This window comes from Amycolatopsis sp. NPDC104863, assembly GCF_055582965.1.
The window spans coordinates 451,367-477,061 of record NZ_JBVJOW010000007.1 but is presented as its reverse complement, the minus strand read 5'-3'; the positions used below and the strand labels follow the sequence as shown (position 1 = coordinate 477,061).

The following is a 25,695-nucleotide window of genomic DNA, read 5'->3' as shown; positions in this document are numbered from 1 at the left end:
TAACGCGACGGCCCGAACGGGCGAATCACGGTTAGCCGTTGCCGGACCACCGCGGGGTCCCGCCAGGATTGCCCGGAGCTGGATCCGCGAAGCACACCGAGAGGGTGGTGTGGTGCAGCATCCGCGGACGCTCGCGATGACCGGCCTGCTCACGGCCGGTTTTGCGCTCGGCGTCACCGCGCTGGCGCTGAAGGCGGCGGAAGGCAGCCACTCCGCGCTCGACACCGCGCTGAGCACCGTCACCGGCTTCCTGTTCCTCCTCGCCGGCGCGGTCGCGCACGTCCGCCGCCCGGCCAACCCGATCGGCGTGCTGATCGCGCTCGCCGGGGTCGCGCTGTTCCTCGAAGACCTGCAGTTCACGCGCAGCCCGCTGCTGTACACGATCGCCGTGCCGCTGCGGGCCGCGTCCAGCCCGGTGATCGCGCACCTCGTGCTGGCGTTCCCGCACGGCAGGCTGCGGTCGCGGTGGGAGCGGCTGCTCGTCGTGGCCGCGTACCTGGTCGTGCTCGGCTCGGGGGTGGTCGGGCTGCTGTTCAACGACGACCCCCGCGACCTCCTGGCGATTTCGCCCGACTCGGCGGGCGGCGCCTTCGCCGACCGCGCGCTGGAGCTCGTCGCGACGGCGATCAGCGCGGGCGTGGTCGTCGTCCTGCTCTACCGGTGGCTGTCCGGCCGGCTGCCGCAGCGGCGGCTGCTCTCGCCGGTGATCGTCATCGCGCTGTTCGGCGCGCTGGCGTCGGGCACCGGCACGGCGCTCGGGGACGGCCACCCGCTGTCGGCGCCGCTGCTGCAGCTCTACCGGATCCTGTTCTGCCTGTGGCCGCTGGCGTTCCTCGTCGGGGTGCTGCGGGCCCGCGTCGGCAACGCCGAGATGATCCGGCTGCTGCTGGAACGCGACGGCACCGGGCTGGCCGCGCTGGTGCAGGACGACGAGGTGTGGAAGGACAGCCGGTCGATCGACGCGCTGAACGCGGCCGCCGGGCTGGTGCTCGACAACCAACGGCTCACCGCGGAGCTGGAACAGCGGCTGGCCGAGGTGCGGGCGTCACGCGCCCGGCTCGTCGCGGCGGGCGACGACGAGCGCCGCCGCCTGGAGCGCGACCTGCACGACGGCGCCCAGCAGCGGCTGGTCAGCGTCGTGCTGCTGCTGCGGATGGCCGACCGCAAGCACGGCGGCTCGCTGCCCCCGGCCGTCCGGGGGCTGCTCACGGGCACGGTCGACGAGCTGCAGACGGCGATCACCGAGCTGCGCGAGCTGGCCCGCGGCATCCGCCCGGCGATCCTCACCGAGGCGGGCCTGGTCCCGGCGGTCCGGTCGCTGGCCGACCGCATCCCGATCGAGGTCGCGCTCTCGGTCGGCGAAGTGCCACGGGTGGACGCGGCGGTCGAGGCGACGGCGTACTTCGTGGCGTCGGAGGCGCTGACGAACGCGTTGAAGCACGCTCAGACCGACCACGTGGACGTGCGGATCGCGATCGAGGAGGCGCAGCTGCGGGTCGAGGTGACCGATTCGGGCGTCGGCGGCGCGGACCTCGAGGGCGGCACGGGTCTGGCGGGGTTGCGGGACCGTGTGCAGGCGCTGGGCGGGGAGCTCGAGGTCCGCAGCGGCGCCGGCGGGACCACGGTCTGCGCGGTCATCCCGCTGGCGGGCTCGTGAGCGTCCGGTGACGCCCACGAGCCCTCCGGTCACTTACGCAGGCCGAGACGCGCGATGAGCGTCCGGTAGCGCTGGATGTCGGTCCGGCGCAGGTAGGCGATCAACCGGCGACGGCGGCCGTTGAGCACGTGCAGCCCCCGGCGGCTGTGGTGGTCCAGCCGGTGGGTTTCGAGGTGCTCGGTGATCTCCCGGATCCGATGGGTCAGGAGCGCGATCTGGACCTCCGGGGAACCGGTGTCACCCGGGAAGGTCGCGTACTCCTCCATGATGGCTTGCTTGCGTTCGGCTTCGAGCGCCATGAACTCCCTTTCGAGGAGTGCTGGCCGGCGCGAAGCTCCGCGGGCTCAGGACGGCCGGGCGGGTTCGCGCTGACCGGGAAGGTCTTGGTCGGAACCGGCGAACATGACGCTCTCCTCTCGTGCGGGTGGCGCTCCGCAAGATAACCCCGGATCCCCCGGCGTCCCAGCGAATAACGAAGGGCCCCCTCACCGGGACGGCGAGGGGGCCTTCCGATCAAGGCGAAACTAGACGAGCAGCAGGAACAGCAGCCCGTTGGGCGTGCCGAGACCCGTCACGTCGTCGTAGCCCGGGGTCGTGTGGATGGTCAGACCCTGGTAGTCGAGCGTGCGCACCGAGGTGAGCAGGCCACCCGAAGCGTCGGTCGAGTTCGCGTAGTCGACGCGCTCCACCGCGGCGTCCACGTGCTTCACGTCGCTGATCGCCGAAGTGCGCGAGGTCAGCTTGTAGATCACGGGGTTGATGAAGCCGTGGTGGAAGTGGTCGAAGCTGTCGGCCACCGCCATGATGCCGGCGAACACCGGCGACGCGAGGCTCGTGCCGCCGATCCGGTACTGGTCGTAGTAGGCGCCGTCCGGGAAGGTCTGCGTCTGGCCGACCAGGAAGCCGGTGTTCGGGTCACCGATCGCCGAGATGTCCGGCACGACGCGGCCCTTGGTGTTGCCGGTCTGGTTCTTCTTCGCCAGCGCGTCCGGCACGACACCCTTCTGGTAGAAGGGCTGCGTGAACAGCCGGCTCGTGCCGCCACCGGAACCGCTGGTGTAGGCCGCGGGGCCGTAGACGCCGTTGGTCAGCGAGGACTTGCTGGTCTCCCAGCCGGTCTCGAAGATCCGCTTGCCGTCCTTGCCGATCGCGATGGACGTGCCGCCGACCGCGGTGATCCACGGCGCCGAGGCGGAGAAGTCCGGCGACGGCGTGCCGAGGCGCAGGACCTCGTCACCGTTGTCGCCCGAGGAGAAGTAGACGCCGATGCCCTCGAGCACCGCCTGCAGCGAGATCTGGTTGAAGACCTTGACCTCGTCGGCCGGAATGTCTTCACCGGTGTCGCCGTAGGAGTTCGACACGATGTCGGCCTTGTGGCCGGCGATCACGTAGTTCAGCGCCACGTCGAGGGCGTTGTCCTCGCAGGACTCGCCGCCGACGTACAGGATGTCCGCACCCGGCGCGAGACCGTGGGCGGCCTCGACGTCGAGGGTCTCCTCGCCGTACCAGCCCGCCGCGTCGCACTGGTCCGGCGGCTCGAGGACCGGGTTCGCCGGGAAGACGTGCTGCTTGAACTGGCTCTGCTTCAGCGGGTGCTGCGGGTCGTTCTTCTTCGCGTAGGTGCTCGCGTCGGAGTAGATCGTCGGCGAGGCGAACGCGTCCACGATGGCGATCGTGGTGCCCTTGCCGTCCGCGCCGACCTTGTCGACGCCGTAGGCCGAGCGCAGCTGCGCCGGGGTGTAGCCGCAGGGGGCGTACGGCAGGTGCTTGCCGTTGTAGGCGGGGTCGGTGGTGTCGACCTTCTCGCCGTAGTACGCGCTGCACGGCTTCGCGTTGCGGAAGCCGGGGCCGGGGGCGACGTCGGACGGCGTCCCGGAGCCGGTGGCGTGGTCGGGCTTGAACAGGTTGGTGGCCTGGTCGACACCGACAACACCGAGCACGTCGTTCGCCAGGTTCGCCGGCACCGACAGGTTCTTGTCGGCGGCGCGGAGGGTCTGGCCCTTGACCTTGTACTTGCCCAGCTTGACCGCGAAGGCGTTCTGCGTCTGGTCGGCGGTGCCGGTGGCCTCGACGTACGCGCGGTTCGACGGCACGTCGCCGATGCTGAACCCGCTGCCGGTCAGCCACGCCTTGACGGCGTTGACCGTCGCGTCGCTGGCGGCGAACCGGTCCCGCACCTGGTCGGTGCTCAGGAACTGGCGGTAGGTCTTGCTGTCCGGGTCGGACACGGCCTGCGCCAGCGCCTCGGCGCCGGCGTTGTCGCGCTGGTTCAGGTAGACCCGGAAGCTGAGCTTGGACGCGGGCGCCGTGTCGGCGACCTTCGCCTGCGCGTTCGCCCACAACGGGTGCGACTGCGGAATGTCCTGACGCCCCTGCGCGGACGCCGTCGCCGGCAGGGCGCCGGTCAGGCCACCCACCACCGCGAGCGAAAGGAGCAGGGTGGAGCTTCTTCGCACAGAAATCTCCCTCTTCGAAAGCGGCCCCCAGTTGAAGGACCTAGAACACCGGACGAGACTAGATCGGCGTTCCCTTCGCGGGAAGTGCTTGCGGAACCGTTATCTGGTCGCGAATTCACGTGCGCACGGGCGTGGTACGGAAATCCGATTTGTCGTGCGGAAAACGCGAGGAATGGTGCTCAATGCGCGGTAAGTCCGGTTCGTGACCGTATTACGGACCACGCCGGCCGGGCCCCCGCCACCTACGAAAGTCGGATGCTCCGTCCACTCTGGACTCCCCCGGCCGTGACGGCACTTCGGCCGTGGTCAGGCCCGCGCGGCGAGCCTGAGGTCCACCTCGGCCGGGGCGAACACGGACTCCACGACCATCACCACGGCCCCGCCGAGCGCTTCACCGCGGCCGCCGATTTCGACCTGCAACCGCTGCGTCGCGCGCGGCAGCGCCCGCCGGTAGAGCACTTCGCGGACCCCGGCGACGAAGTGCGGTTCGGCGAGGTCGCCGGCGACCACCAGCACCCCCGGGTTGACCACGCAGACCAGCGTCGCGAGCACCTCCCCCACCTGGCGCCCGGCGAACTCGGCCAGCCGCACGGCTGCGGGTTCGCCGGCCAGGATCCGGTCGCGGACCCCCGAGCCCGACGTCGTCGGCAGGCCCAGCTCGGTCAGCCGGGCGGCCAGCGCGCCCCCGCTGGCGACCGCCGCGAGGCAGCCGAGCGAGCCGCACATGCAGCGGGCCTCCGGGTGGCCGGGCAGGCGGATGTGCCCGATGTCGCCGGCGCCGCCGTCGATGCCGCGGTACACCTCACCGCCGATCACCAGCCCGGCGCCGATCCCGGTGGACACCTTGACGACCACCAGCGCGGCCGAGTCCGGGTACCGGGCGCGGTGCTCCCCCAGCGCCATCAGGTTCGCGTCGTTGTCGACCAGCACCGGGGCGCCGAACCGCGCGCCGAGGTAGGCGTCGATCGGGTAGCCGTCCCAGCCGGGCATGATCGGCGGCTGCGTGACGCGGGCGCGGCCGGGTTCGACCGGGCCGGGCACGGAGATGCCGACGCCGCAGACCGGCCGGTCGCCCTCCGCGAGCATCGCCTCGAACCATTCGGCGATCCGGCCGAGCACGGGTTCCGGGCCGTCGGCGACCCGCACGGCGCCCTCGCGGTGCGCCAGCCGCCGTCCGGACAGGTCGGTGAGCGCCGCCTCGGCGTGCATCGTGTCGATGCTGGCGGCGAGGACCACGGCGTGCCGGTCGTCGAAGCGCAGCTGCCGCGCCGGGCGGCCGCCGGTCGAGTCCTCCCGGCCGCCTTCGATCAGCAGGCCGGCCGTCTGGAGCTGGTCCAGGCGCGCGGTCAACGTCGAGCGGGACAGCCCGCTGCGCACGAGCAGAGCCTTGCGCGTGGTCGCCTGCCCGGTCCTGACCAGCCGCAACAGCTCGCCGGCCGACGTCGGAGCCGTCATCCCGAACCCCCTCTTCGGTCTGGTGGCATCATCTCAGTCCCGGACTTTTGTCCATTGACAAGACATAAGTAGGAGATAGATTGGACACATGGACGTAACACGGGGGCGGGCCGCGGCGGTCCTGGCGGACAACTGGCTCGGCGCGTCCACGGTGCCTTCGCGCGGGCTCTACCCGCACCAGTGGAGCTGGGACTCGGCGTTCATCGCGTTCGGCCTGCGTCACCTGGACCCCGCGCGGGCGCGGCTCGAGCTGGAAACGCTCTTCTCCGCGCAGTGGCGCGACGGCCGCGTGCCGCACATCCTCTTCAACCCGGACACACCACCGGAGGCCTACTTCCCCGGCCCGGACTTCTGGCGGGCGAACCGCACGTCCGGGCTGATCCAGCCGCCGGTGCACGCGCGGGCCGTGCTCGCCGTGCACCGCGCCGAGCCCGACCCCGGCTTCCTCGCGACGCTGTACCCGAAGCTGCGGGCCTGGCACGAGTACCTGCGGGTTTCGCGGGACGCGGGCGGGCGCGGGCTCGCGGCGATCGTGCACCCGTGGGAGTCCGGGATGGACAACAGCCCGGCCTGGGACGGCCCGCTTTCGCGCGTCACGCCGGTGGGCGGGTTCGTCCGTCGCGACCTGCAGCACGGCGCCGCGGCCGACCGCCCGAGCGACGAGGACTACGGCCGGTACGTCCGGCTCGCGGCCGGCTACCGGGACAGCGGTTACCAGGACCCCGGCGACTTCGCCGTGGAAGACCCGGGGTTCAACGCGCTGCTGGCCGACGCCGAGCTCGCGCTGGCCGAGATCGCCGAGGAGCTCGGCCTGCCCGCGGCCGCGGCCGGCCACCGCGAGTCCGCGGCGCGCGTCGCGAAGGCGATGCAGGAGACGTTGTGGGACAACGGCTTCTTCTTCGCCCGCGACGTCCGCACCGGCGCGCTCGCGCCCGAGTACACCTGCGCGGGCCTGCTGCCGCTGCTGCTGCCCGACCTGGCCGTCGCCCCGGCACTGCTGGCGACGGCCACCGGCCCGCGGTTCCGGCTCGGGAGCGTCCACGGTGTCCCGAGCCACGACCTGACCGCGCCGACGTTCGACCCGGCCCGCTACTGGCGCGGGCCGTCGTGGTTCAACGTCGGCTGGCTGGTCCGGGAGGGCCTGCTGCGCCACGGCGAGCACGCCCTGGCCGCGTACCTGCGCGACGACCTCGTCGCGACGGCCGCCCGTACGGACTTCGCCGAGTACGTGGACCCGCTCACGGGAGAGGGCCACGGCACCCGCTCGTTCAGCTGGACCGCGGCCCTCACCCTCGACCTCCTCGCTCAGCCCGCCGCGGTCGCGTAGTCCGACCCGAGCCAGGTCTCGTCGATCCGCAGCCGCTTGTACCGGGTGCTGTCGCTGGACGCCGCGTACGTGCTCGTCACCTGCAGCCGCACGTACCTCGACGTCACCGCCGACAGGTCGACGAACTGGACACCGCGGTGGCTCGGGAGCGTGCCGGACTTGACCGCGCTCCCCCAGTTCTTGCCGTCGCTCGAGACGAACACCTGGTACGCCTTGATCCGCGCGGACTGCTCACCCTCCGATCGGGCGTAGCTGACCGAGTCCTCCCGCTGGTTGATCCCGAGGTACTGGACCTTCTTGGCCGAGCCGAGGTCGTAGTCCAGGTTCACCGGGAGGGTCTTGTTGTTGTCGAAGTAGGTCAGGTAGTCGCCGTCGCTCGCCGCCTGTCCACTGTGGCCGCTCGCCGACGCGCTCGCCTTGAGCGTCACCGTCTTCGGGTCGTACGTCCCGGTGCGGCCGGCGGTCTCGACCTCGAACACCGTGTCGTAGGTGTCCCAAGAGGACAGACCCGACAGCGTCAGGCTGCCGCCGCCCTGGGTGAAGGCGATCGGGGCGCCGGTGCGCAGGTTCGTCACCTTGCCGACGCGGTAGCCGTTGTCGCGGATCTTCAGGGTGCTCGTCGACGGCTTGGTCAGCACGTGGACGTACTGCGTGTCGCCCTTGATGGTGATCACGCCGTGCGCGCCGTCGTTCCAGAAGCCCGGTTGCATGCCGCCGTACATGTACCCGGCGCCTTCGGTGCCGCCGAGCGACTCCCAGATCGCGCTCAGGTAAGTGTCCGCGAAGTTGTTGAACGCCTCCTGGTTCGACGGGAACTTCCCGTTGACCATCGCCGTTTCGGCCATCAGCGACTTGATCGACGAGCCCGAGTTCGTGACCAGCCGGCCGATGTTGAGCTTCTTGTCGACCGAGGAGTTCGTGCCGCCGTACCACCACGAGCCGCTGTCGGGCAGCTTGAAGCACGCCTCGGTGAGCCGCGGCATCGCCGTGTACGTCGCCTGCGGGTAGTCGTAGGACGGGCTCATCCCGGTCTTCTGCTCGTTGCTGATCGTGTCCATGATCGGCGTGTCTTCGTTGTTGTTGCTCAGCAGGTAGTCCGGGCGCTGCTGGTAGATCTGCTTGTACAGGTCGTGGGACTCCCAGTACGCGTTGTCGTTGTCGATCCAGAACCCGCCGAGGTCGGGGTAGTTCTTCATGACCTCGAAGAAGTTGTCGTAGCTGAACTGGCCGAAGCCGTCCTGGCTGTCGAGGTTGACGGTCTTGCCCTTGTACTTCGAGTAGCCGGCCGAGTCGAGCCACTCGTGGCCGCCCTCGTCGTGCCACTGGGCGTCGTTGGTCATGTAGAGGATGACCTTGAGGCCCTGGGGTTTCGCGGCGGCGATCAGCTCGCCGAGGAAGTCCCGCTTGGTGGCACAGCTGCCCGGGATCTTCGACGGCCAGGCCCGCGAGTAGCCGAGCCGGCTGTGGAACGAGGCGAGCACGAGGTAGGACGCGTGCAGCTTCTTGGCTTCGCTGACCCAGTAAGCGGGACTCCACCCGCCGTCGGTGATCGCCTTCTCCCAGGCGCTGCAGCTGGTGTAGCCCGGCGACGTGCGCATGCCCCAGTGCAGGAACAGGCCCGCCTGGCTGTCGCGCAGCCACTGCTGGGAAGGCTTTTGCAGATCGGCCGACGCCGGTGCGGCGAGGAGCCCGGACACCACGAGCGCCGCGGCGAACGCGACGGCTATCCGGCGGAGGAACCTGGCTGACATGAGTGACCTCCAGTGGTCTGGTCCACTCGGTGGTGTACTCCTGCGTTCGCCGGGCGGTCAACCCTCAGGTCCGACCTTTTTCGCGTGTTTCGACTGCCGGTACACCGAACCTGCCGCCATACGGGTTAAATATCTGATATATGACGCTAGAGATCCGATCTCTGCTTGACTGGGCGTCCGGGAGGCGAGTAGATGTTCAGGCCAGAGAGCGCTTTCGCTCGAAGACCACCGCTCCGGCGACACGGGCAGCACGCCGCGCCCCCCAGAGCTGGTCGGGATGCCGACGGACGGCGGATCGGCATCCCGGCCACCCTTTCACCGCGTCGCGGGGGCCAGTGCACGAAAGGACGACGAATGTCCGAGCACCCCCTTCGCCCGACCCGGCGCGCGGTCCTGGCCGGCACCCTGGGCGCCCTCGGCGCCCTCGCCGCGGCGGGTCCCGTCGCGCGGGCGGCCCTCCCGGCCGGTGCGGCGGCGCCGCCGCCGGACTGGTCGCGGGCCGTCATCGACTCGACGATGAAGCGCTACACCCCCGACAAGATCGGCGGCTGGGGGTACACCCTCGGGCTGTACCTCTACGGTCAGTACCTCTTCTACAAGCGCACCGGCGAGAAGAAGTACCTCGACTACATCGTCGCGTGGTACGACCGCTTCATCACCGACAAGGGGATTTCGAACAGCTTCACCAACCTCGACTCGATGCGCTCGTGCCAGATGCTCCCGCTGCTGTTCGCGGAGACCGGCCGCACGAAGTACAAAACGGCTGCCGACCAGCTGCGCAAGCGGTTCTCGGCGTACCCGCGGACGTCCGACGGCGGCATGTTCCACGCCACCGGCAAGGTCGGCCAGCTGTGGGGCGACGGTGTGTACATGGCCCAGCCGTTCCTCGCGCTGTACGGCGCGGCGTTCGACGACGGCGCGTACTGCTTCGAGGAGTCGGCGAAGAACCTGGTGGTGTACTTCAGCCACCTTCGCGAACCGGCGAAGGGCCTGCTGTACCACGCCTACGACGAGGACGGCTCCGAGTCGTGGGCGTCCGGCGCCGGGCACCACTCGAAGTACCACTGGGCCCGCGCGATCGGCTGGTTCGGCATGGCCGCCATCGACATCCTCGAGGTCCTGCCGGCCAACCACCCGCGGCGCGCGGCCCTGATCGACATCGTGCGGTTCCTGGCCGCGGGCTACGAGCGTTACCAGGACCCGGCGACCGGCCGGTGGCACCAGGTGGTCGACCGCGGCGCCGACTCGAAGAACTGGCTGGAGACGTCGGCGTCGTCGATGTACACGTTCACGATGGCCCGCGGCGTCCAGCGCGGTTACCTGCCGGCGTCGTACCAGGCGGTGGCGGACCGCGGGTACGCCGGAGTCCTCCGGAAGGTCTCGGTGGGCTCGGACGGCCTGACGAACATCACGGACATCTGCGAAGGAACCAACGTCGGCGACCTGTCGTACTACTACGCCCGCGCGCGCAAGACCAACGACTTCCACGGCCTCGGCGCGTTCCTCATCATGAACGAGCAGTACAGCCACTGACCACGAGGCGCGCCGCAGAAGGGGCCCCGGCCACCGGCCGGGGCCCCTTCGTCTGTGACGGAGGCCGGAACTCGCGGGATCGAGCACGGAACTGGCGTGATCGAAGCCGGAACTCGCGAGTTACGGCTCTGGTCACGCGAGTTCCGGCTTCGATCACGGGAGATACGGGTTTCGGGTCAGCAGGTGGAGGTGGAGCCTGAGGTGTTCAGGCGGAGGGACGCGCCGGACGTGGTGGCCGAGTCCTTCACGCAGTAGCCCGTCACCGTCTGGAAGCCGATGTCGAACGGGCTCTTCGAGCCCTTCTCCGCGGTGAAGTGGTCGAACGTGATGTCGGAGCTGTTGTTGATGATGCTCGCCGGCCGGCCGTCGTCCTTGGCGAACTCCACCGAGCTGTCCACGAACTTCACCCCCGACGCGTAGTGCAGGTACCAGCCGTACGACGGGCGGGTGCCGATGCTCTTGGGGTTGTAGTCGGTCGCGTCGTTGCTCGGGACGCCGGTCCCCATCGTGCCGTTGCCGCCCGGGACGTTCAGGTGCACGCCGGTGAAGGTGACGTCCGAGACGCGGTGTGTGCTGTCGGCGCCCCAGATCGTCGGGCTGAAGTTGGTGCCGGTGTGCGTTCCCGTGACGTTGTCGAACGTGATGCCGCTGATCGAGCCGACCCCCGGGGAGTTGCCGCACCGCTTGCGTGTGCCGATCTTCATCATGACCGGCGAGTACGTGCCCGACATCGTGATGTTGCGGTAATGGACGTCCGAGATCTTCGCGCCGTCCATCGAAACGATGCCGATGCCCGATTTGTGGGCGCTGGTGATGGTGATGTCGGAGAACTGGTAGCCGGTGAAGTCACCACACGTCTCGGACCCGAACATCAGCGCGTTGCAGCACTGCGCCGACAGTTTCGCGTTGTTCACCGTGACGTTCCCGTTCGGCAGTTTCGCGCCGAGCGCGTAGTCACTCTTGAACACCAGTGCGTCGTCGTTCGCCGCGATGTTCGCATTGGTGATCGTGACGTTCGTCGTGCTGATGATGTTCCAGCCGTCGCGGTCGCTCGCGGTGTCGATCGTGAGCTTGTCCGACACGACGTTCGTGCAGCCGTTGATCAGCGCCGCGAAGTGCCCGCCGCGGCGCAGCTTGATCCCCGACAGCGTGAGCCCGTCACAGCGGGTGAGCGAAAGGATCTTGTCGGCCTCGCCGGACTTCGGGTTGCCGGTGATGAGGTTTCCCCCGCCGTCGATCGTCCCCGCGCCGGTGAACCCGATGTTCGTCAGCTTGTCGCCGGAGAACATCGCGTTGTGGAAGTGGCTGTGGCCGTAGTCCTGGTACTTGTCCCACTGGTTCGACTCGGGCTTGTCGTAACTGTCCGCGCTCGACCCGCTGATCGTCGCGCCCGCGTCGAGCTGGATCGTCACGTTGCTCTTGAGGTGGACGGTGTTGGCCGACTTGTAGGTGCCGGAGGTGAACCGGACGGTGCCGCCACCGGCCGCGCTGGCCGCGGTGATCGCCTTGTCGATGGCCCCGGAATCGTTGGTGGAACCGTTTCCCTTGGCCCCGTAGTCCTTGACGTCGTAAACGCCGCCGGGCGCGGCCGAGGAGACCCCGGCGCCGGTGGTCACCAGTCCCGCCACCGCGAAGGTGATCAGCAGAACGGTTCTTTTCGCTTTCACGTGAACCCGCCTTGTCATGGAATCGAAAAATTCGGCACGACGGCGGAGCCCTCAGATTACGAGTGGCGCGTGGGAACTGTCAAGATCACGCCCTTTCCCGACAAAGCCGGGGAGGACCCGCGTCACCCCCAGTCGGACGCGGGTCCCCCCGGTGTCCTCGTCAAGATTTCCGGAGTCTACCTCCGTCGGGCCCGAGGAAACCGTGCGTGGCGCACGGCCGTGCCCATGAATCCGTCATGATCGACGGCGGTCACGGAAAACCTACGCCGGAGGAGAGCAAGGTGAACGCCCGTTCGGCCGCCTCGACGGCCTCCGGGAGCCGCCGCCCCGCCGGGACCCCGGCCGCGACGGCGTCCATGTTCGCCGTGGCCAGCAGCCGGCGCACGGCCGCGATCTGCGCGGCGGCGAGACCCGCGTCGCGCGCCGGGACACCGGCCTCGGTGAGCGCGGCCGCCAGTGCCGACTCCCCCGCCGACGTGAACGCCGCCAGCCGCGCCACCAGCGCCGGGGTGCCGGTGACCAGCCGGAACACCGCGACGACGGCCGGCTCGTCACACAGCCCGGTGACCGGTTCACGCTCGTCGAGCCCCCGCAGGAACGCCTCCCGCAGCGCGGCCAGCGGCCCCTGGCCCGGCCGGCGGGCGCGGACGACGTCCGCCGCGTCGGTCTCGTGGTCGGCGAACCGGTGCAGCACCAGGTCCTCCTTGGTCGGGAAGTACGCGAAGAGCGTCCGCTTGGACACTTCGGCCGCCTTCGCCACTTCGGCGACCCCGACGGCGTCGAACCCGCGCTCCAGGAAGAGCCCGATCGCCGCCGTCGAGATCGCCGCCCGCGTGCGGAGCTTCTTGCGCTCCCGCAGGCCCAGTTCATCGGTCACGTCACACAGCGTAGCGTTGCGGTTCAGACTTTCTGCAGGCCAGGCTTCCCCGCTTGCACTACGTAGCTGACGTCGTTCTTGATCACGACCTTCGCCGGGTCGTAGACGCTGGTGTCGGAGGTGGTCATGAAGTCCGCCCGCATCTGCGACGGCGTGGTCGTGACGCGGACGTAGCCGCGCTCGCCCTTGCAGTACTTGATGTGCGGGTTGTTCGCCAGCCAGGCCGCGCTCGGCGGGGCCGCGTCGTCGCTGTTGCTCGTCACCGACGTCGTGACCAGCTCCGAGCCGATCAGCGGGTCGCTGTGGTCGAAGTAGTCCAGGCGCAGGTCGGCGGCCCAGTGGCGGTGGACGTCGCCGGTGAGCACGACCGGGTTGGCGACCTTCCGGTCGACCCAGCCCTTCGCGATCCGGTCGCGCGAAGCCTCGTAGCCCTGCCAGGAGTCGGGGCTCTCGCAGGTGGCCTTGTTGCCGTCGCCGTCCCGCGTGGCGAAGAAGACCTGCTGGCCGAGGAAGTCCCAGGTGGCCGGGTGCGACTCGAACTGCTTGAGCAGCCACGCCTCTTCGGTGCTGCCGAGGATGCTGCGCGAGGTGTTGCGCATGTCGGTGCAGGCCGGGCCTGTGGAGCCGGACGGGTCGGCCACCTGCGCGTTGCGGAACTGGCGGGTGTCGAGCATGTGGAACCGGGCCAGGTTGCCCCACATGACCTGGCGGTACAGCTGGATCGACGCGCCGTTCGGCTTCGCGGTCGAGCGGATCGGGGTGTGCTCGTAGAACGCCTGGAACCCGGCGGCCTTGCGCGCGGCGGGCGCGGGCGAAGTGGTGCCGTTCCAGTTGTTCATCACTTCATGATCATCGAAGACCACCACCCAGGGCGCGATCGCGTGCGCGGCCTGCAGGTCGGCGTCGGTCTTGTGCTGGCCGTGGCGGGCGCGGTACAGCGCGAGCGTGGTCGCGTCGTCGGCGACGGCGAGGCTGCGCGGGTTGCGGTCCGCGGCGGCGCGGCCCGACTTCTTCTCGTAGATGTAGTCGCCGAGGAACAGCACCAGGTCCGGGTTGTCGGCGACGACGCCCTTGTACGCGTGGTAGTAGCCCTCCTCCCAGTGCTGGCAGGAGGTGAAGCAGTACTTGAGCTGGTTGACGGCGGCGCCCGCGGCGGGCGCGGTGCGCGTCCGGCCGACCGGCGAGATGTAGCCGGAAGTCTTGAAGCGGTAGAAGTACTCGCGTGCCGGCTGCAGGCCCACCGGTTCGATGTGGACGCTGTGCGCGGACGCCCGGACCGCGCTCACCGACCCGCTCTGCACGACCGAGGAGAACGCCTCGTCGTCCGCGATCTCCCAGTCGACCGCGTAGGTCGCGTCCGGCATGCCGCCGAAGCCGTCGGCGTTGAGCGGCGCCGGCGCGAGTCTCGTCCAGAGCACCACGCTGTCGGGGAGCGGATCGCCGGAGGCGACGCCGAGCTGGAAGGGGTCGTGGATGGCGGGCGCCGCCGCGGTGGTGCGGGCGTTCGCCCAGGACGGCAGCGCCGCCGAAGCCGCGGTGGCGGTGACCGCGGCGAGCCCGCCGAGGAGCACCTTGCGCCGGTTGACCTGAACCATGTCGGAAGACCTTTCGGGGAAGGGAGACGCGGTCAGGCCGCGAAGTCGGTGATGCCGTCGCTGCAGGACTTCAGGTCCGGCTTGGCGGTGGTGTAGTTCGCGACGCAGACCTTGTAGAAGACCCAGCCGCCGTGCGGGACGCTCACCGCCTTGTCGACCTTCGTGCCCTCACCACCGGAGTTCCAGACGTAGAACGGCCCGGCGCCGCCCTTGAGCCAGTACGCGACGACGGCCGAGTAGCCGTCGGCATCGGTGTCGTAGACCAGGAAATGCGAGTCGGACGAGCGGTACTGCGCCTCCCCCGCGCACGCGTCGGCGCACTGGCCGCTGCCGGTGCCGACCCCGCAGTCGGGCGCGATCCGCTGGTCGGAGCCGGTGTAGACGTAGGTGTCCGAGATGTACCCGCCGAGCGCGGGCACGTAGTCCCACAACGTGCTCGTGCCGTAGGTCCCGGTCACCGACGAGCCGGTGAGCTGGCAGTCGATGGTCACGGACGCGCCGTTCGCGACGGTCTTGACGGCCGTGGCGCCCGCGGTGGGCGCCCGGCGGACGTTGAGCGGGTCACCCGCGGTCTTGACGGTGCCGGTCGCCGCGGCGGACGCTTCGAGCGCACCGCCCACGGCCAGCGCGCCGACCGCCGCGAGGACGACCCCGATCCCGGCGATCCGCCGGAGGTTCAAACGCTTCATGGCGGGAGCGTGACGCCGGGCCGTACACGTCCCGTACAAAGGCCGTGGCCTGCGCGCAGACACTCCGAATGGATCTATCCGTTCGCCTGGCCGGGAAATAACATCCGGGCATGGGGGAACTCATCGGGCAGGTTGAGACCACCTCGCTTACCATCCGCGTCCTCGGTCCGCTGGAGGTCACCGCCGGCGGGCAGGTGGTCGGCCTCGGCGGGCCGAAGCCCCGGCTGCTGCTGGCCGCGCTGGCGTTGCAGCCGAACATCGTCGTGTCGGCGGACGTGCTGGTGGAAGTGCTGTGGCCGGAGTCGGCGCCGCGGTCGGCCGCGGCGAACATCCGCACGTACGTGCACTCCCTGCGAAGACGGTTCGCCGAGATCGACCCCGCCCTCGGCGAGCGGATCAGCAGCCGGGCCTCCGGCTACCTGCTGACCGCGTCGCCCGACGAACTGGATCACCTCGCCTTCGCCGCCGTGGCCGGCGAAGCGCAGGAAGCGCTCGAGCACGGCAACGCCGAGAGCGCTCTCAAACTCCTCGACCGGGCTGACGCGCTATGGCGCGGCGAAGTCCTCGAAGGACTGCCGCACGACCACAGCTGGGGCGCGACCGTCGCCCGGCTCGCCGAGCTGCGGCTTTCGGTGCAGGAACAGCGGTTGCGGGCGCGGATCGACCTCGGCCGCACCGTCGAGGCCGTCGCCGAGCTGCGCGGCCTGGTCACCGAGCACCCGCTGCGCGAAGAGCTCTGGGCGCAGCTGATCGTCGCGCTGCGGGCCGCCGGCCGGACCGCGGACGCCGTCGAAGCGTACGAAGCCGCCGAGCGGGTCCTCGCCGAAGAGCTCGGCGCCGAACCCGGCGCGCGGCTGCGCGAACTGCGCGCGACGCTGGTGCCGGAGAGCGTGCTCGCGCCGCGTCCCGCCGACGTCGTCCCGGTCTGCCAGCTGCCGCTCGACCTGCCCGACTTCACCGGCCGCGACGACGTGCTCCGCGAGGTCGTCACGCTGATGCGGGAGCGCGCGAACTCCGGCGCCCCGGCGGTGATCGTGCTTTCGGGCGCGCCCGGGGTCGGCAAGTCCGCGGTGGCCGTCCGGATCGCGCACGCCGTCCGCGACGAGTTCCCCGACGGGCAGCTGCACGTCGACCTGGCCGGCACGTCGTCGTCGCCGCGGGCGCCGATGGGCGTGCTCGCCGAGCTGCTGCACGCGCTGGGCATCCCGGACGCCGGCCTGCCGCGCGAGCCGGCCGAGCGCTCGGCGCTGCTGCGGTCGCGGCTGGCCGGGCGGCGCATGTGCGTGGTGCTCGACGACGCCGGGAGCGCCGCCCAGGTGCGCCCGCTGCTGCCCGGCGCGGGCGCCTGCGCGGTGCTGGTGACCAGCCGGCTCCGGCTGCCCGGGCTCGCCGGGGCGAAAGCCGTCGACGTCGACCTGCTGCCCGAAGACGAGGGCGCGCGGCTGCTGGAGGGCATCGTCGGCGCCGAGCGGGTGGCCGCCGAGCCGGAGAGCGCCGCGGCGATCCTGCGCCAGTGCGGGCACCTGCCGCTGGCGATCCGGGTGGCCGGCGCGAAGCTGACGCACCGGCCGGGCTGGACGTTGCGGCTGCTGGCCGACCGGCTGCGCGACGAGCACCGCCGGCTCGACGAGCTGCGCGTCGGCGACCTCGCCGTCCGCGCGAGCGTGACGCTGTCCTACGACCTGCTGCCGATGTCGGCGGCCACCGCGTTCCGCGGGCTCGGGCTGCTCGGGCCGGTCCAGTTCCCGGGCTGGGTGGTCGCCGCGGTGCTCGGCCGCCGCGACGCCGAGGACGTCCTCGACGTCCTGGTCGACGGCCACCTCGTCGAGCTCGTCGGCTCCGACTCCGCCGGGCAGCCGCGCTACCGCCTGCACGACCTCCTGCGCGTGTACGCGGTCGAGCTCGTGGAGCAGAGTGACGCGGCGAAGACGCGAGCCGGGCTTCGCCGGGTCCTCGAGGGGTACCTCGCGCTCGCGCTGGAAGCCGCGCGCCGGATGCCGCTGCACTTCTTCGGCATGTACTGCGACGACGAGCTGCCGCGCCCCGCGGTGCCCGCCGACGTGCTGCCGGACGACCCGGCGGCGTGGTTCGCGGCCGAGCGGCACACGAGCGTCGCGGCGGTTTCGCTGGCCGCCGAGCACGGCTTCGACGATCTGGCGTGGCAGCTGGCTTCGGCGCTGACCCCGTACTTCGACCTGCGCGGCCACCAGGACGACTGGCACGCCACGCACACGATCGCCCTCGCCGCAGCCCGCCGGACCGGCTCGCTGCGCGCCGAGGCGATCGTCCAGCGCAACCTCGGTCAGTACCTGCTCTACCAGGACGAATACGCCGAGTCGCGGGTGGCGTTCGAGGAGTCGAAGGCGCTGTTCGAGCGAGTCGGCGACGCCTCGGGCATCGGCATCGCGCTGACCGGGCTCGCGACGATCCTGCGCATCGAGGGTGAGGACGACCGCTCGCTCGAGCACTGCCACGAAGCGCTGAAACTGTTCGCCGAGGCCGACGACCGGCACGGGGAGGCGGTGGCCCGCATCGGCGCCGGCGCGGTCTGGATGTCGCGCGGCTGCTACGCGGCGGCGAAGCGCTGGTTCACCGACGCGCTGGAGCTGTCGGCGGAGATCGGCGACCGCCACCGCGAGGCCCACGCCTTCAAGCGGCTCGGCCTGCTGTTCCAGCACCAGGGCAACCTGGCGGCGGCCCGCGAGCACGTCGACCGCGCGATCGCGATCTTCACCGACCTCGGCGACGACCACTGCGTCGGGTACGCGAACCAGAACCTCGGCGAGCTGTGCCTGCACAGCGGCGACTTCGCGCACGCGCAGCTGCTGCTGGTGAACTCGCTTTCGGTGCACCGGCGCAACGGCGACCGGCGGTCGGAGGCGGAGGTTTCGCAGCTGCTCGGCGAGCTGCACCGGGCGCTGGCGCAGCCGGAACGCTCGCGGGACTACTCGGAGCGCGCGCTGGCGATCTGGCGTGAGCTGTCGTCGCGCCCGCCGGAGCCCGCCGCGGCCCCGGCCGAGCCTCCGCACATCGTCTCCGCCTGACGCACAACCTGCTTGTACGGATCATGTACGCCGTCCCGTCAGTCTTTCGCCACGTTCGAGTGAACAGGTGCGAAGGGAGAACCGGGGATGATCCGGATCAGGAAGACCGGCCGCGTGACCGCGGTGGTTCTGGCCGCGGGGGCGGTGACGGCGCTGGCCGGAGGCCCCGCCCACGCCGCGACGACGGGCAGCGCGGGCTGGACCGCGGATTTGTCCACTGTGGACACCGATGACGTCAACGTCGCCGCCGCCGGCGGGACGCTGACGCTGGCCGACGCCGCGTGGCACAGAACCGCGCGGGTGTTCGCCGGCAGTGAAGGCAGCCTCACCACCGCCGAGCACACGCTGGGCGCGCCGGCCAACCGCGTCAGCGCGGAACTGTCCGCCGACACCCCGAAGGGCACGTCGGTCGACGTCGACGTCCGCGGGCGGACCGGCGTGAACGACTGGACCGAGTGGACACCCGCGGGCACCACGCTGAAGTCCGCCGTCGGCTCGGTCCAGGTGCGCGTCACCCTGCACAGCACCACCGACGGCGTGCGGCCGTCGGTCAAGAACATCACGCTGAGCGCCGACAACGCGCCGCAGGCCAACGCGCTGGCCGCGGCGGCCGCGTTGACCTACAAGGTCTACGGCACCCGCGAAGGCCTGATCGGCGGGACGACCGCCAACGGCCACGTGATCACCAGCCGCGACCACTTCGTCGCGCTGCCGTCCGGGAAGGGCCTGTCCGGCAAGGGATCCGGCACCTACTCGGTCCGCGTCTGCCGCACCGACGGCAGCAAGTGCGAGTACGCGCCGGTGTGGGACATCGGCCCGTGGAACGAGCAGGACGACTACTGGAACCCGGCGGCGACCCGGACGAAGTTCAAGGACCTGCCGCAGGGCCAGCCCGAGGCGTACGCCGCGTACTACAACGGGTACAACGGCGGCAAGAGCGGCCTCGGGTACAAGGTGGCGAACCCGGCCGGCATCGACCTCGCCGACGGCGTCTTCTGGGACGGGCTCGGCATGTCCGACAACGGCAACGTGAACGTCACCTACCTGTGGACCGGCTCCGGCCCGACCGGCGTGGTCAGCACCGCGGGCGACCCGATGAACGTCCGGGCGAGCGCGAGCACGTCGGCCGCGGTCAAGGGCCTCGCGGCGAACTACGCCAAGGTCAACATCGAGTGCTACACCCTCGGCGACACGGTCACCGGCAAGTTCGGCACCAGCAACATCTGGGACCGGATCGGCCCCGGCCACTACGTGTCGGACACCTACCTGCAGACCGGCTCGGACGAACCCGTCGCCCCGCTCTGCTGAACCGGTTCGAGTGCTCCTCGAGCATCGCGTGGTTGACTGCCCTCACCCCCGCGATACAGCGAAGGCCCGGCGACTCCGCCGGGCCTTCGCCCTTTCGCGCGCCCGGTGAAACCGGGCCGATGACCACGACCAGCGACACCTTCGCGGCGCGGATCCGCGGCACCGTGCTGAGCGACGGCGACGACGCCCGCCGGATCTGGAACGGCGAGATCGACCGGCGGCCCGCGGTGACGGCCACAACTTCGGCGGCGCCGCCGTGGCCGACGGCGCGCTGCTGGTCGACCTGAGCGCCTTGCGCACCATCGAGGTCGACGGCGCGGCGCGCACCGCCCGCGTCGGCGGCGGCGCGACCTGGGCCGAGCTCGACGCGGCGACGCAGGACCACGGCCTCGCGACCCCGGGCGGCACGGTCAGCGACACCGGGGTCGGCGGGCTCACTCTGGGCGGCGGCTTCGGCTGACTGACCGCGCGGCACGGGCTTTCCGTCGACAACCTGCTCTCCGCCGAGGTCGTCACCGCGGACGGCCGGATCCTCCGCGCGTCCGAGACCGAGCACCCGGACCTGTTCTGGGCGCTGCGCGGCGGGGGTGGCAACTTCGGCGTGGTGACGGAGTTCGAGTTCCGGCTGCACCCGGTCGGGCCGCTGGTGGAGCTCGGCCTGTTCTTCTGGGGCCTCGACGAGGCCGCCGCCGCGCTGCGGTTCGCCCGCGACGTCATCACGGAGCTGCCCGAGGGCACCGGCGCGATGCTCGCCGGGGGTCGCGCTGATCGTCGCCGGTTTCGACGGGCCCGAGCGGCACGCGGAGGTCGTCCGGCGGATCCGGGCCGGGCGGCCGGCGCGGTTCGAGCTCGTCACGCCGATCCCGTACGCGGAGCTGCAGCAGATGCTCGACGGCGGCGCCCCGCGCGGAGTCTTCGCCTACGAGAAGTCGCTGACCGTCGCCGAGCTCTCCGACGACGACCTCGACGTCATCGCGGCGCACCTGCCCGGCAAGGCCTCGCCGTTGTCGCTGGTGCCGGTGTTCCGGTTCACGGGATCACCGCGGTCGCGCCGACCCCGGAGCTGCACGCCGCGGACCGGGCCTGGACCCGCGCGTTCTGGTCGGCGCTCGTCGTACGGCGCGGCGAAGTACGTGCGGCTGCGGCGGGTCAAGGACGCTTACGACCTCGGCAACGTCTTCCACCACAATGCGAATATCCCGCCGAGCGGAACATGAATTCACAACCGTGAACGACTATCCGCCGGGTGTACAAGCGCCAGTCCGTTGTGGAAAACTTCCGGTCACCTGGAGCATTTCCCCACACGGAATGGCGGGCACCTGTGAGCGTTACCCGGAGAACCCTGCTGACCACCGCGGCCGGTGCCGCGGTGGCGGTGAGCGCCAGCACCTCGACGGCCGCTTCGGCGGCCCCCCTCGATGCCTCCGACCAGGCATCGGTCACCCGGACGCTCCGCCAAGCGGCCGACTACGCAGTAGCCAAGCTCCGCGCGGTGGCGCCCGGCGTCACGGCGTTTCCGACCGGCACGAAGTTCGAGAAATGGGTTTATTCGCAGAATGGCGACTGGGTCGGCGGATTCTGGCCCGGCCAGTTGTGGCTCGCGTGGCTGCACAGCGGTGACGAACAATTCAAGACCCTCGCGCTGGCGTCGGCGGAGAAACTCGCGCCGCGCCAGAACGACACCGGCACGCACGACCTCGGTTTCCTCTTCTACCCGTCGTGGGTGACCGCCTGGCGGCTCACCGGCGACGACAAGTGGAAGGCGGGCGCGGTGCAGGCCGCGTCGTCGCTGATCAAGCGCTACAACCCGGCCGGGAAGTTCATCCGCGCCTGGGGCGCGCTGACCGACCCGAAGGACGCGGGCCGCGTCATCATGGACACGATGATGAACCTGGACCTGCTGGCGTTCGCGTCGAAGCAGACCGGGGACCCGCAGTACCTCGACATCGCGATCGCGCACGCGAAGACGGCGCAGAAGAACTTCGTGCGCCCGGACGGCTCGACCCCGCACGTGTTCGACTTCGACCCGGTCACCGGCGCGCCGATCGGGCCGAACACGGTGCAGGGCTACAGCCCGACGTCGTGCTGGTCACGCGGGCAGGCGTGGGGCGTCTACGGCTTCACGACGATCTACCGCCGGACCGGGGACAAGGAGTTCCTGGCCACGGCCCGGCGGCTCGCGGACTACGCGCTTTCGAAGCTGACCCCCGACCAGGTGCCGGTGTGGGACTACCTCGCCCCGCAGGCGCCGAACGACGTCAAGGACGCCTCCGCCGGCGTGATCATGGCGTGCGGCCTGCTCGACCTCGCCGAGGTCACGCACCGCCCGCAGTACCGGGACAGCGCGCTGCGGATCCTCACGGCGGTGTCGCAGACGTGCCTGACGACGAAGTCCACGCGGGCCGAGGCGAGCGTCGCGCGCTGCACCCGCAACCGCCCGGCCGAGGACGGCATCGAGGTGTCGCTCCCGTACGCCGACTACTACCTGCTGGAGGGCATCCTGCGGGTGCTCGACCGGCGCAAGGTCGACCGCGCGGTCGACCTGTCCAGCCTCTGACCCCGCGGGGAGGCCGCCACCTCCCCCTGTCAATGCTCGTGGTGCGCGTGCACCTTCGCGTGGCCGAGCCCGCGCCCGATCATCCACTTGTTCACCGGCACCGTGACGACGAACGCGATCGCCAGCGAGAGCACCAGTGCCAGCCAGAACAGGTAGCTCACCAGCCCGGCGTCCATCGCTCCCGGGATCGCCACGACAACAGTGTTGTCGATGACCTCCATGACGGCGATCGACACGGTGTCCGCGGCCAGCGCGACCTTGAACGCCGCCGCCGCGCTCAGCCCCGACTTCAGCACGCCCCGCATGGTGAGGCCGTACCCGAAGACGAACGCGAGCGCGATCGACAGGACGACGGTGGCGGCGTTGTGCAGGCCGAACGCCGTGCCGAGGACCATGCCGAGCACCTCACCGATGGCACAGCCGGTGAGGCAGTGCAGTGTCGCCTGGATCGCCGTCGGCCAGGAGGCTCCGTGCTGTTCGCTCATGGGGTTGAATATACCCCCTAGGGGTACTGGTGGCACGTTCTGTGAGTCACAGCGGCGACGCGCGCGTGTCGTCCGGCTGGGTACGCGTGTCGTCCGGCCGGGTACACGTGTCGTCCGCCGGGGTACGCGTGTCGTCCGGCTGGGCACGGGGCCAGCGACTTCGGGGTGGTCGGCGGCCGGGGCGCGGACCAGGAGGAGCGGGACCGGAGGTCACTCGGGCCTTGGATTCCAGCGCGCCCGAGGTGGCACGTTCTGCGAGTCACAACGGCGACGTGCGAGTCGTCCGGCTGGGTACGCGTGTCGTCCGGCTGGATACGGGGGCCCGGGGCCTTGTCGGCGGCGCGAGCAGGAGAAGACAGCGGGACCAGAGGCTCACCCGGATCTCGGACTCCAGCGCGCCCAGGCACCCGGGCCGCCGTCAACACACAGCCACCGAACGCGGACCCCTCATCACTCACCGTCACCAGAACCGCCGACCAGGCGGTTTCCCGTCAAGAACCCACCAGGCAGAACTCACTTCCGTAACCCTTTGCGCACATCCCGTTGACCACAGTTACGCGGGGCCCTACGTTCGCCCTTGGTCTCCACCGTGCGCAGACCGTTCGAGAGTCCTGAGGAATGGGTGGGGATGCGAGGGCCGACGAAGACGTTCCGGCTGGTCGCGACGGTGCTGCTGGGTGCGGCGCTCGCGCTCGGCGGTTGTTCGGAACCGCTGGGGAGCGCGCCCGAGCCGTCGCCGACCCGGATCGCCTTCGTGCCCAAAGTGCGGGGCATCCCCTACTTCGAGGCGATGAACACCGGCGGCCTCGAAGCCGCCAAGCAGCTCGGTGTCGAGTGGTCCGCGACCGGCCCGGCGAGCGTCGACCCGGCCGAGCAGGTCAAGATCCTGCAGGACCTGATCGCGAAGAAGGTCGACGTCATCGCCGTCGCGCCCAACGACCCGGCCGCGCTCGCGCCGGTGATCGCCGAGGCGCGGGCGAACGGCATCCACGTGCTCACCTCGGACACCGACGCCCCCGGCACCGAGCGTGAGGTGTTCGTCAACCAGGCCACCGCGAAGGGCATCGGCACCGCGCTCATCGACGCGCTGATGGCGAAGACCGGCGGCGCCGGGAAGTACGCGATCGTCTCGTGCGGCCCGGCCGCCGCCAACCTCAACACCTGGATCTCGGTCCAGAAGGAGTACGCGGCCACGAGGTACCCGAAGGCTCAGCTCGTCGAGACCGTCTACGCGGGTGAAGACCAGGACACCGCGACTAGCCTCGCCAAGGAGCTGATGGCCCGCCACCCCGACCTCACCGGCATGGTCGGCGAGTGCACGACCTCCGCGCCCGGGGTCGCGAAGGCCGTGCGTGACCAGCAGAAGATCGGCCAGGTGTTCACCGTCGGCGTCGGCACGCCGCAGGCGATCAAGCCGTTCCTGCTCGACGGCTCGTGCTCGCAGTCGGTGCTGTGGAACGTCGAGTCGCTGGGCTACCTGACCGCGTGGACGGCCAAGCAGGTCGCCGACGGCAAACCCCTGGCCCCGGTCAACAAGGTGAGCCTGGAGCTGCCGGCGGTGAAGTACGACCTCACGTCGAAGACCGTCCTGCTGGGCGATCCGCTGCTCATCACCGCCGACAACGTCGACCAGTTCAAGTACTAACGCACGTCGATGGTGACCGTCGCGGTGCTGGTGGCCGCCGGGAGCCGCGTGGTGTCGACGACCAGGTACTCGCCGTCGTCCTGCGTGCCGTCCGGCAGCGTCTTCGGGTGCAGCGTGTACGGCGGGGCCGCGTTCGTCACGCCGTCGATGCCGAAGTCGTTGTCGTTGCTGATCACGAGCGTGCGGCCGCCGTCGGTGGTGGCGACCCCCTCGACCTTGTCGTGGCCGAAGAAGCCGCCGGTCGGGTCCAGCGTCGTCACGAGCGCGCCGAGGTCCAGGCGGAGCTTCTTCGACACCGGCGTGATGCCGGCCGCGGCGAGGTGCTTGGTCGCGTCGGCCGTGGTGTCCTTGCCGACGTAGGCGTCGATGCTCTTGCCGCCGACGAGCACGCCGCCCTTGACGGCGTCGTAGCCCGCCGCCTTCGGGCCGACGTCGGTGGCGCCGGTCAGGTCGATCTCGAAGAGCTTCTTGAACGCGCCCGGCTCGACCTTGCCGTCCCGCTCGTCGACCAGGAACCGGGTGGCCGACAGCGCGGTGATCTCGCTGACCGCCGTGCCGGTCGTGTCCGGGTCGTCCAGCAGGTAGAGGTACTCGTGGGTGGCGCGGGTCCGCAGGTCGACAGTGACGATCCGCAGCGTGGTGACGTTGCCCGGCTTCTTCGTCAGGTCGGGCTGCTGCAGCGCGGACTGCATGACGCCGACCAGCGTCCGGCCGTCCGGAGTCAGCGCGAGACCCTCCATGCCCTTGTTCGGGACCCGGTACTTCAGCTCGGCCGGCAGTGAGCCGTCGAACGGCGAGAGGCGCTCGAGCGCGCGGCCGTCGCGGCCGAAGTGCGTGATGAACGGGCCGTACTCGTCGGACACCCAGAAGGTGCCGTCGCGCTGGGCGACGAGGCCTTCGGAGTCGTACCCGTACGGCGACTGCGGCAGCGTCTTCCCCGCGAGGTCGACGATCTTCTCGCCGGTGTCGGCCAGCGGGCTGACCTGGCCGTTGTACGGCGTGCCGTCCGCGGCTCGAAGCGGGATCTTCTTCTCCAGCACGGCTTTCCCGTCGTGGAGCCGGAACTTCCCGATGGCCGGGGTGAACGCGGGCAGCGGCTCGATCTTGCCGCCGTCGGGCGCGTCGACGTTCGGGCCGCGGTCGGTCAGGCCGTAGAACTCGTCCCTTTCGCCGGGCACGGGCGTGAGCGCGGAGCCGTACGCGCCGCCGTTGATCCGGACCCCGCCGATCGTGGCCAGCGGCGGCAAGTTCGTCGGGTAAAGCTTCACCGCGTCGGAAACGGTGTAGGTGAAGGAGTCCCGGCCGGTGAAGCCGGGCGCCGGGGTGTAGCGCAGCGTCCCGTCGGCGGCCACGGCCACGGTCCCGTGCGCGGCGGCGGTGTGCCGCACGACGGCGGTGGCCGACCGGTCGTTGCCGAGCACGTCCCCGCGGACGGTCCCCCCGGCCCGCACCCGGTAGTGGTCGTCCTTCGCCCGCGGCCCGTGGTCGTGGTCGTGGGCGGCAGCCGGCCCCGCGGCGGCCAGCGGCAGCACCAGCACCCCGGCCAGCACGGCGATTCGTACCCGCTTCATCGGTTTCTCCTCCTCCGGCGCGTGGACCCGCGCCGGAGGAGGAGTCTGAGTGGCCGAAGTGGACAATGGCCGTCTTCG

General features: G+C 70.6%; 20 protein-coding genes. 10 read left to right on the top strand and 10 right to left on the bottom strand.

Going from position 1 to position 25,695, the window contains the following annotated elements; genetic code table 11:
- Positions 1 to 112 precede the first annotated feature (112 nt).
- Positions 113 to 1,657: a sensor histidine kinase gene (locus ACZ63J_RS35485; RefSeq protein ID WP_465399082.1), complete on the top strand. Its 1,545-nt coding sequence runs from the start codon at positions 113 to 115 to the stop codon at positions 1,655 to 1,657.
- A gap of 29 nt (positions 1,658 to 1,686) precedes the next feature.
- Here the strand turns inward: ACZ63J_RS35485 and rpsO are convergent, their stop codons facing one another.
- From rpsO to ACZ63J_RS35470, 3 genes are all read right to left on the bottom strand, one after another.
- Positions 1,687 to 1,956: a 30S ribosomal protein S15 gene (gene rpsO, locus ACZ63J_RS35480; protein ID WP_465338185.1), complete on the bottom strand. Its 270-nt coding sequence runs from the start codon at positions 1,954 to 1,956 to the stop codon at positions 1,687 to 1,689.
- A gap of 225 nt (positions 1,957 to 2,181) precedes the next feature.
- The gene (locus ACZ63J_RS35475; protein WP_465399081.1) at positions 2,182 to 4,113 is read right to left on the bottom strand and encodes a S53 family peptidase; all 1,932 of its coding nucleotides are present in this window, start codon (positions 4,111 to 4,113) and stop codon (positions 2,182 to 2,184) included.
- Between the two features lie 306 nt (positions 4,114 to 4,419).
- Positions 4,420 to 5,568 (bottom strand): ROK family transcriptional regulator, encoded by a 1,149-nt coding sequence (locus tag ACZ63J_RS35470; RefSeq protein WP_465399080.1) that lies wholly within the window; start codon positions 5,566 to 5,568, stop codon positions 4,420 to 4,422.
- Between the two features lie 88 nt (positions 5,569 to 5,656).
- Between ACZ63J_RS35470 and ACZ63J_RS35465 the strand changes: the two genes are divergently transcribed.
- Positions 5,657 to 6,895, top strand: coding sequence for an MGH1-like glycoside hydrolase domain-containing protein (locus tag ACZ63J_RS35465; RefSeq protein ID WP_465399079.1), 1,239 nt, complete (start codon positions 5,657 to 5,659; stop codon positions 6,893 to 6,895).
- On the opposite strand, the gene ACZ63J_RS35460 is transcribed toward ACZ63J_RS35465, so the two are convergent.
- Positions 6,874 to 8,646, bottom strand: a complete 1,773-nt coding sequence (locus ACZ63J_RS35460) for an alpha-L-fucosidase (RefSeq protein ID WP_465399078.1) — start codon at positions 8,644 to 8,646, stop codon at positions 6,874 to 6,876. The genes ACZ63J_RS35465 and ACZ63J_RS35460 overlap by 22 nt on opposite strands.
- A gap of 354 nt (positions 8,647 to 9,000) precedes the next feature.
- Between ACZ63J_RS35460 and ACZ63J_RS35455 the strand changes: the two genes are divergently transcribed.
- Positions 9,001 to 10,179: a glycoside hydrolase family 88/105 protein gene (locus tag ACZ63J_RS35455; RefSeq protein WP_465399077.1), complete on the top strand. Its 1,179-nt coding sequence runs from the start codon at positions 9,001 to 9,003 to the stop codon at positions 10,177 to 10,179.
- Between the two features lie 176 nt (positions 10,180 to 10,355).
- Here the strand turns inward: ACZ63J_RS35455 and ACZ63J_RS35450 are convergent, their stop codons facing one another.
- From ACZ63J_RS35450 to ACZ63J_RS35435, 4 genes are all read right to left on the bottom strand, one after another.
- Positions 10,356 to 11,846 (bottom strand): glycoside hydrolase family 28 protein, encoded by a 1,491-nt coding sequence (locus tag ACZ63J_RS35450; protein ID WP_465399076.1) that lies wholly within the window; start codon positions 11,844 to 11,846, stop codon positions 10,356 to 10,358.
- Positions 11,847 to 12,096: 250 nt separating this feature from the next.
- Positions 12,097 to 12,723: a TetR/AcrR family transcriptional regulator gene (locus tag ACZ63J_RS35445; RefSeq protein WP_465399075.1), complete on the bottom strand. Its 627-nt coding sequence runs from the start codon at positions 12,721 to 12,723 to the stop codon at positions 12,097 to 12,099.
- A 23-nt stretch (positions 12,724 to 12,746) separates the two neighbouring features.
- Complete coding sequence (locus ACZ63J_RS35440; protein ID WP_465399074.1) at positions 12,747 to 14,318, bottom strand: alkaline phosphatase D family protein; 1,572 nt, start codon at positions 14,316 to 14,318, stop codon at positions 12,747 to 12,749.
- A 32-nt stretch (positions 14,319 to 14,350) separates the two neighbouring features.
- Positions 14,351 to 15,007, bottom strand: coding sequence for an SH3 domain-containing protein (locus tag ACZ63J_RS35435; protein WP_465399073.1), 657 nt, complete (start codon positions 15,005 to 15,007; stop codon positions 14,351 to 14,353).
- A 110-nt stretch (positions 15,008 to 15,117) separates the two neighbouring features.
- Here ACZ63J_RS35435 and ACZ63J_RS35430 point away from each other — a divergent pair, with 110 nt between their 5' ends.
- The 6 genes from ACZ63J_RS35430 to ACZ63J_RS35405 all read left to right on the top strand — a co-directional run bounded on the left by ACZ63J_RS35430 (position 15,118) and on the right by ACZ63J_RS35405 (position 21,916).
- Positions 15,118 to 18,051 (top strand): AfsR/SARP family transcriptional regulator, encoded by a 2,934-nt coding sequence (locus tag ACZ63J_RS35430; RefSeq protein ID WP_465399072.1) that lies wholly within the window; start codon positions 15,118 to 15,120, stop codon positions 18,049 to 18,051.
- An 87-nt stretch (positions 18,052 to 18,138) separates the two neighbouring features.
- Positions 18,139 to 19,359: a hypothetical protein gene (locus ACZ63J_RS35425; protein ID WP_465399071.1), complete on the top strand. Its 1,221-nt coding sequence runs from the start codon at positions 18,139 to 18,141 to the stop codon at positions 19,357 to 19,359.
- A gap of 119 nt (positions 19,360 to 19,478) precedes the next feature.
- Positions 19,479 to 19,646: a hypothetical protein gene (locus ACZ63J_RS35420; protein ID WP_465399070.1), complete on the top strand. Its 168-nt coding sequence runs from the start codon at positions 19,479 to 19,481 to the stop codon at positions 19,644 to 19,646.
- Positions 19,616 to 19,819 (top strand): FAD-binding protein, encoded by a 204-nt coding sequence (locus tag ACZ63J_RS35415; RefSeq protein WP_465399069.1) that lies wholly within the window; start codon positions 19,616 to 19,618, stop codon positions 19,817 to 19,819. The genes ACZ63J_RS35420 and ACZ63J_RS35415 overlap by 31 nt, the downstream gene beginning before the upstream one ends.
- A gap of 424 nt (positions 19,820 to 20,243) precedes the next feature.
- On the top strand, positions 20,244 to 20,576 hold the full coding sequence (locus tag ACZ63J_RS35410) for a BBE domain-containing protein (RefSeq protein WP_465399068.1): 333 nt from the start codon (positions 20,244 to 20,246) through the stop codon (positions 20,574 to 20,576).
- Positions 20,577 to 20,680: 104 nt separating this feature from the next.
- Complete coding sequence (locus ACZ63J_RS35405) at positions 20,681 to 21,916, top strand: glycoside hydrolase family 88 protein (RefSeq protein ID WP_465399067.1); 1,236 nt, start codon at positions 20,681 to 20,683, stop codon at positions 21,914 to 21,916.
- Between the two features lie 29 nt (positions 21,917 to 21,945).
- On the opposite strand, the gene ACZ63J_RS35400 is transcribed toward ACZ63J_RS35405, so the two are convergent.
- Positions 21,946 to 22,401 carry a DUF4396 domain-containing protein gene (locus tag ACZ63J_RS35400; RefSeq protein WP_465399066.1) on the bottom strand — a complete coding sequence of 152 codons (456 nt, stop codon included), beginning with the start codon at positions 22,399 to 22,401 and terminating at the stop codon, positions 21,946 to 21,948.
- A 622-nt stretch (positions 22,402 to 23,023) separates the two neighbouring features.
- Between ACZ63J_RS35400 and ACZ63J_RS35395 the strand changes: the two genes are divergently transcribed.
- On the top strand, positions 23,024 to 24,046 hold the full coding sequence (locus ACZ63J_RS35395; protein WP_465399192.1) for an autoinducer 2 ABC transporter substrate-binding protein: 1,023 nt from the start codon (positions 23,024 to 23,026) through the stop codon (positions 24,044 to 24,046).
- On the opposite strand, the gene ACZ63J_RS35390 is transcribed toward ACZ63J_RS35395, so the two are convergent.
- Positions 24,043 to 25,617 (bottom strand): esterase-like activity of phytase family protein, encoded by a 1,575-nt coding sequence (locus ACZ63J_RS35390; protein ID WP_465399065.1) that lies wholly within the window; start codon positions 25,615 to 25,617, stop codon positions 24,043 to 24,045. The genes ACZ63J_RS35395 and ACZ63J_RS35390 overlap by 4 nt on opposite strands.
- Positions 25,618 to 25,695: the final 78 nt, after the last annotated feature.

Coding starts and splice junctions, on each gene's coding strand:
- rpsO (WP_465338185.1), bottom strand. CDS start 1,956: ATGGCGCTCGAAGCCGAACGCAAGCAAGCCATCATGGAGGAGTACGCG.
- ACZ63J_RS35470 (WP_465399080.1), bottom strand. CDS start 5,568: ATGACGGCTCCGACGTCGGCCGGCGAGCTGTTGCGGCTGGTCAGGACC.
- ACZ63J_RS35465 (WP_465399079.1), top strand. CDS start 5,657: ATGGACGTAACACGGGGGCGGGCCGCGGCGGTCCTGGCGGACAACTGG.
- ACZ63J_RS35460 (WP_465399078.1), bottom strand. CDS start 8,646: ATGTCAGCCAGGTTCCTCCGCCGGATAGCCGTCGCGTTCGCCGCGGCG.
- ACZ63J_RS35455 (WP_465399077.1), top strand. CDS start 9,001: ATGTCCGAGCACCCCCTTCGCCCGACCCGGCGCGCGGTCCTGGCCGGC.
- ACZ63J_RS35440 (WP_465399074.1), bottom strand. CDS start 14,318: ATGGTTCAGGTCAACCGGCGCAAGGTGCTCCTCGGCGGGCTCGCCGCG.
- ACZ63J_RS35435 (WP_465399073.1), bottom strand. CDS start 15,007: ATGAAGCGTTTGAACCTCCGGCGGATCGCCGGGATCGGGGTCGTCCTC.
- ACZ63J_RS35430 (WP_465399072.1), top strand. CDS start 15,118: ATGGGGGAACTCATCGGGCAGGTTGAGACCACCTCGCTTACCATCCGC.
- ACZ63J_RS35425 (WP_465399071.1), top strand. CDS start 18,139: ATGATCCGGATCAGGAAGACCGGCCGCGTGACCGCGGTGGTTCTGGCC.
- ACZ63J_RS35420 (WP_465399070.1), top strand. CDS start 19,479: ATGACCACGACCAGCGACACCTTCGCGGCGCGGATCCGCGGCACCGTG.
- ACZ63J_RS35410 (WP_465399068.1), top strand. CDS start 20,244: ATGCTCGACGGCGGCGCCCCGCGCGGAGTCTTCGCCTACGAGAAGTCG.
- ACZ63J_RS35400 (WP_465399066.1), bottom strand. CDS start 22,401: ATGAGCGAACAGCACGGAGCCTCCTGGCCGACGGCGATCCAGGCGACA.
- ACZ63J_RS35390 (WP_465399065.1), bottom strand. CDS start 25,617: ATGAAGCGGGTACGAATCGCCGTGCTGGCCGGGGTGCTGGTGCTGCCG.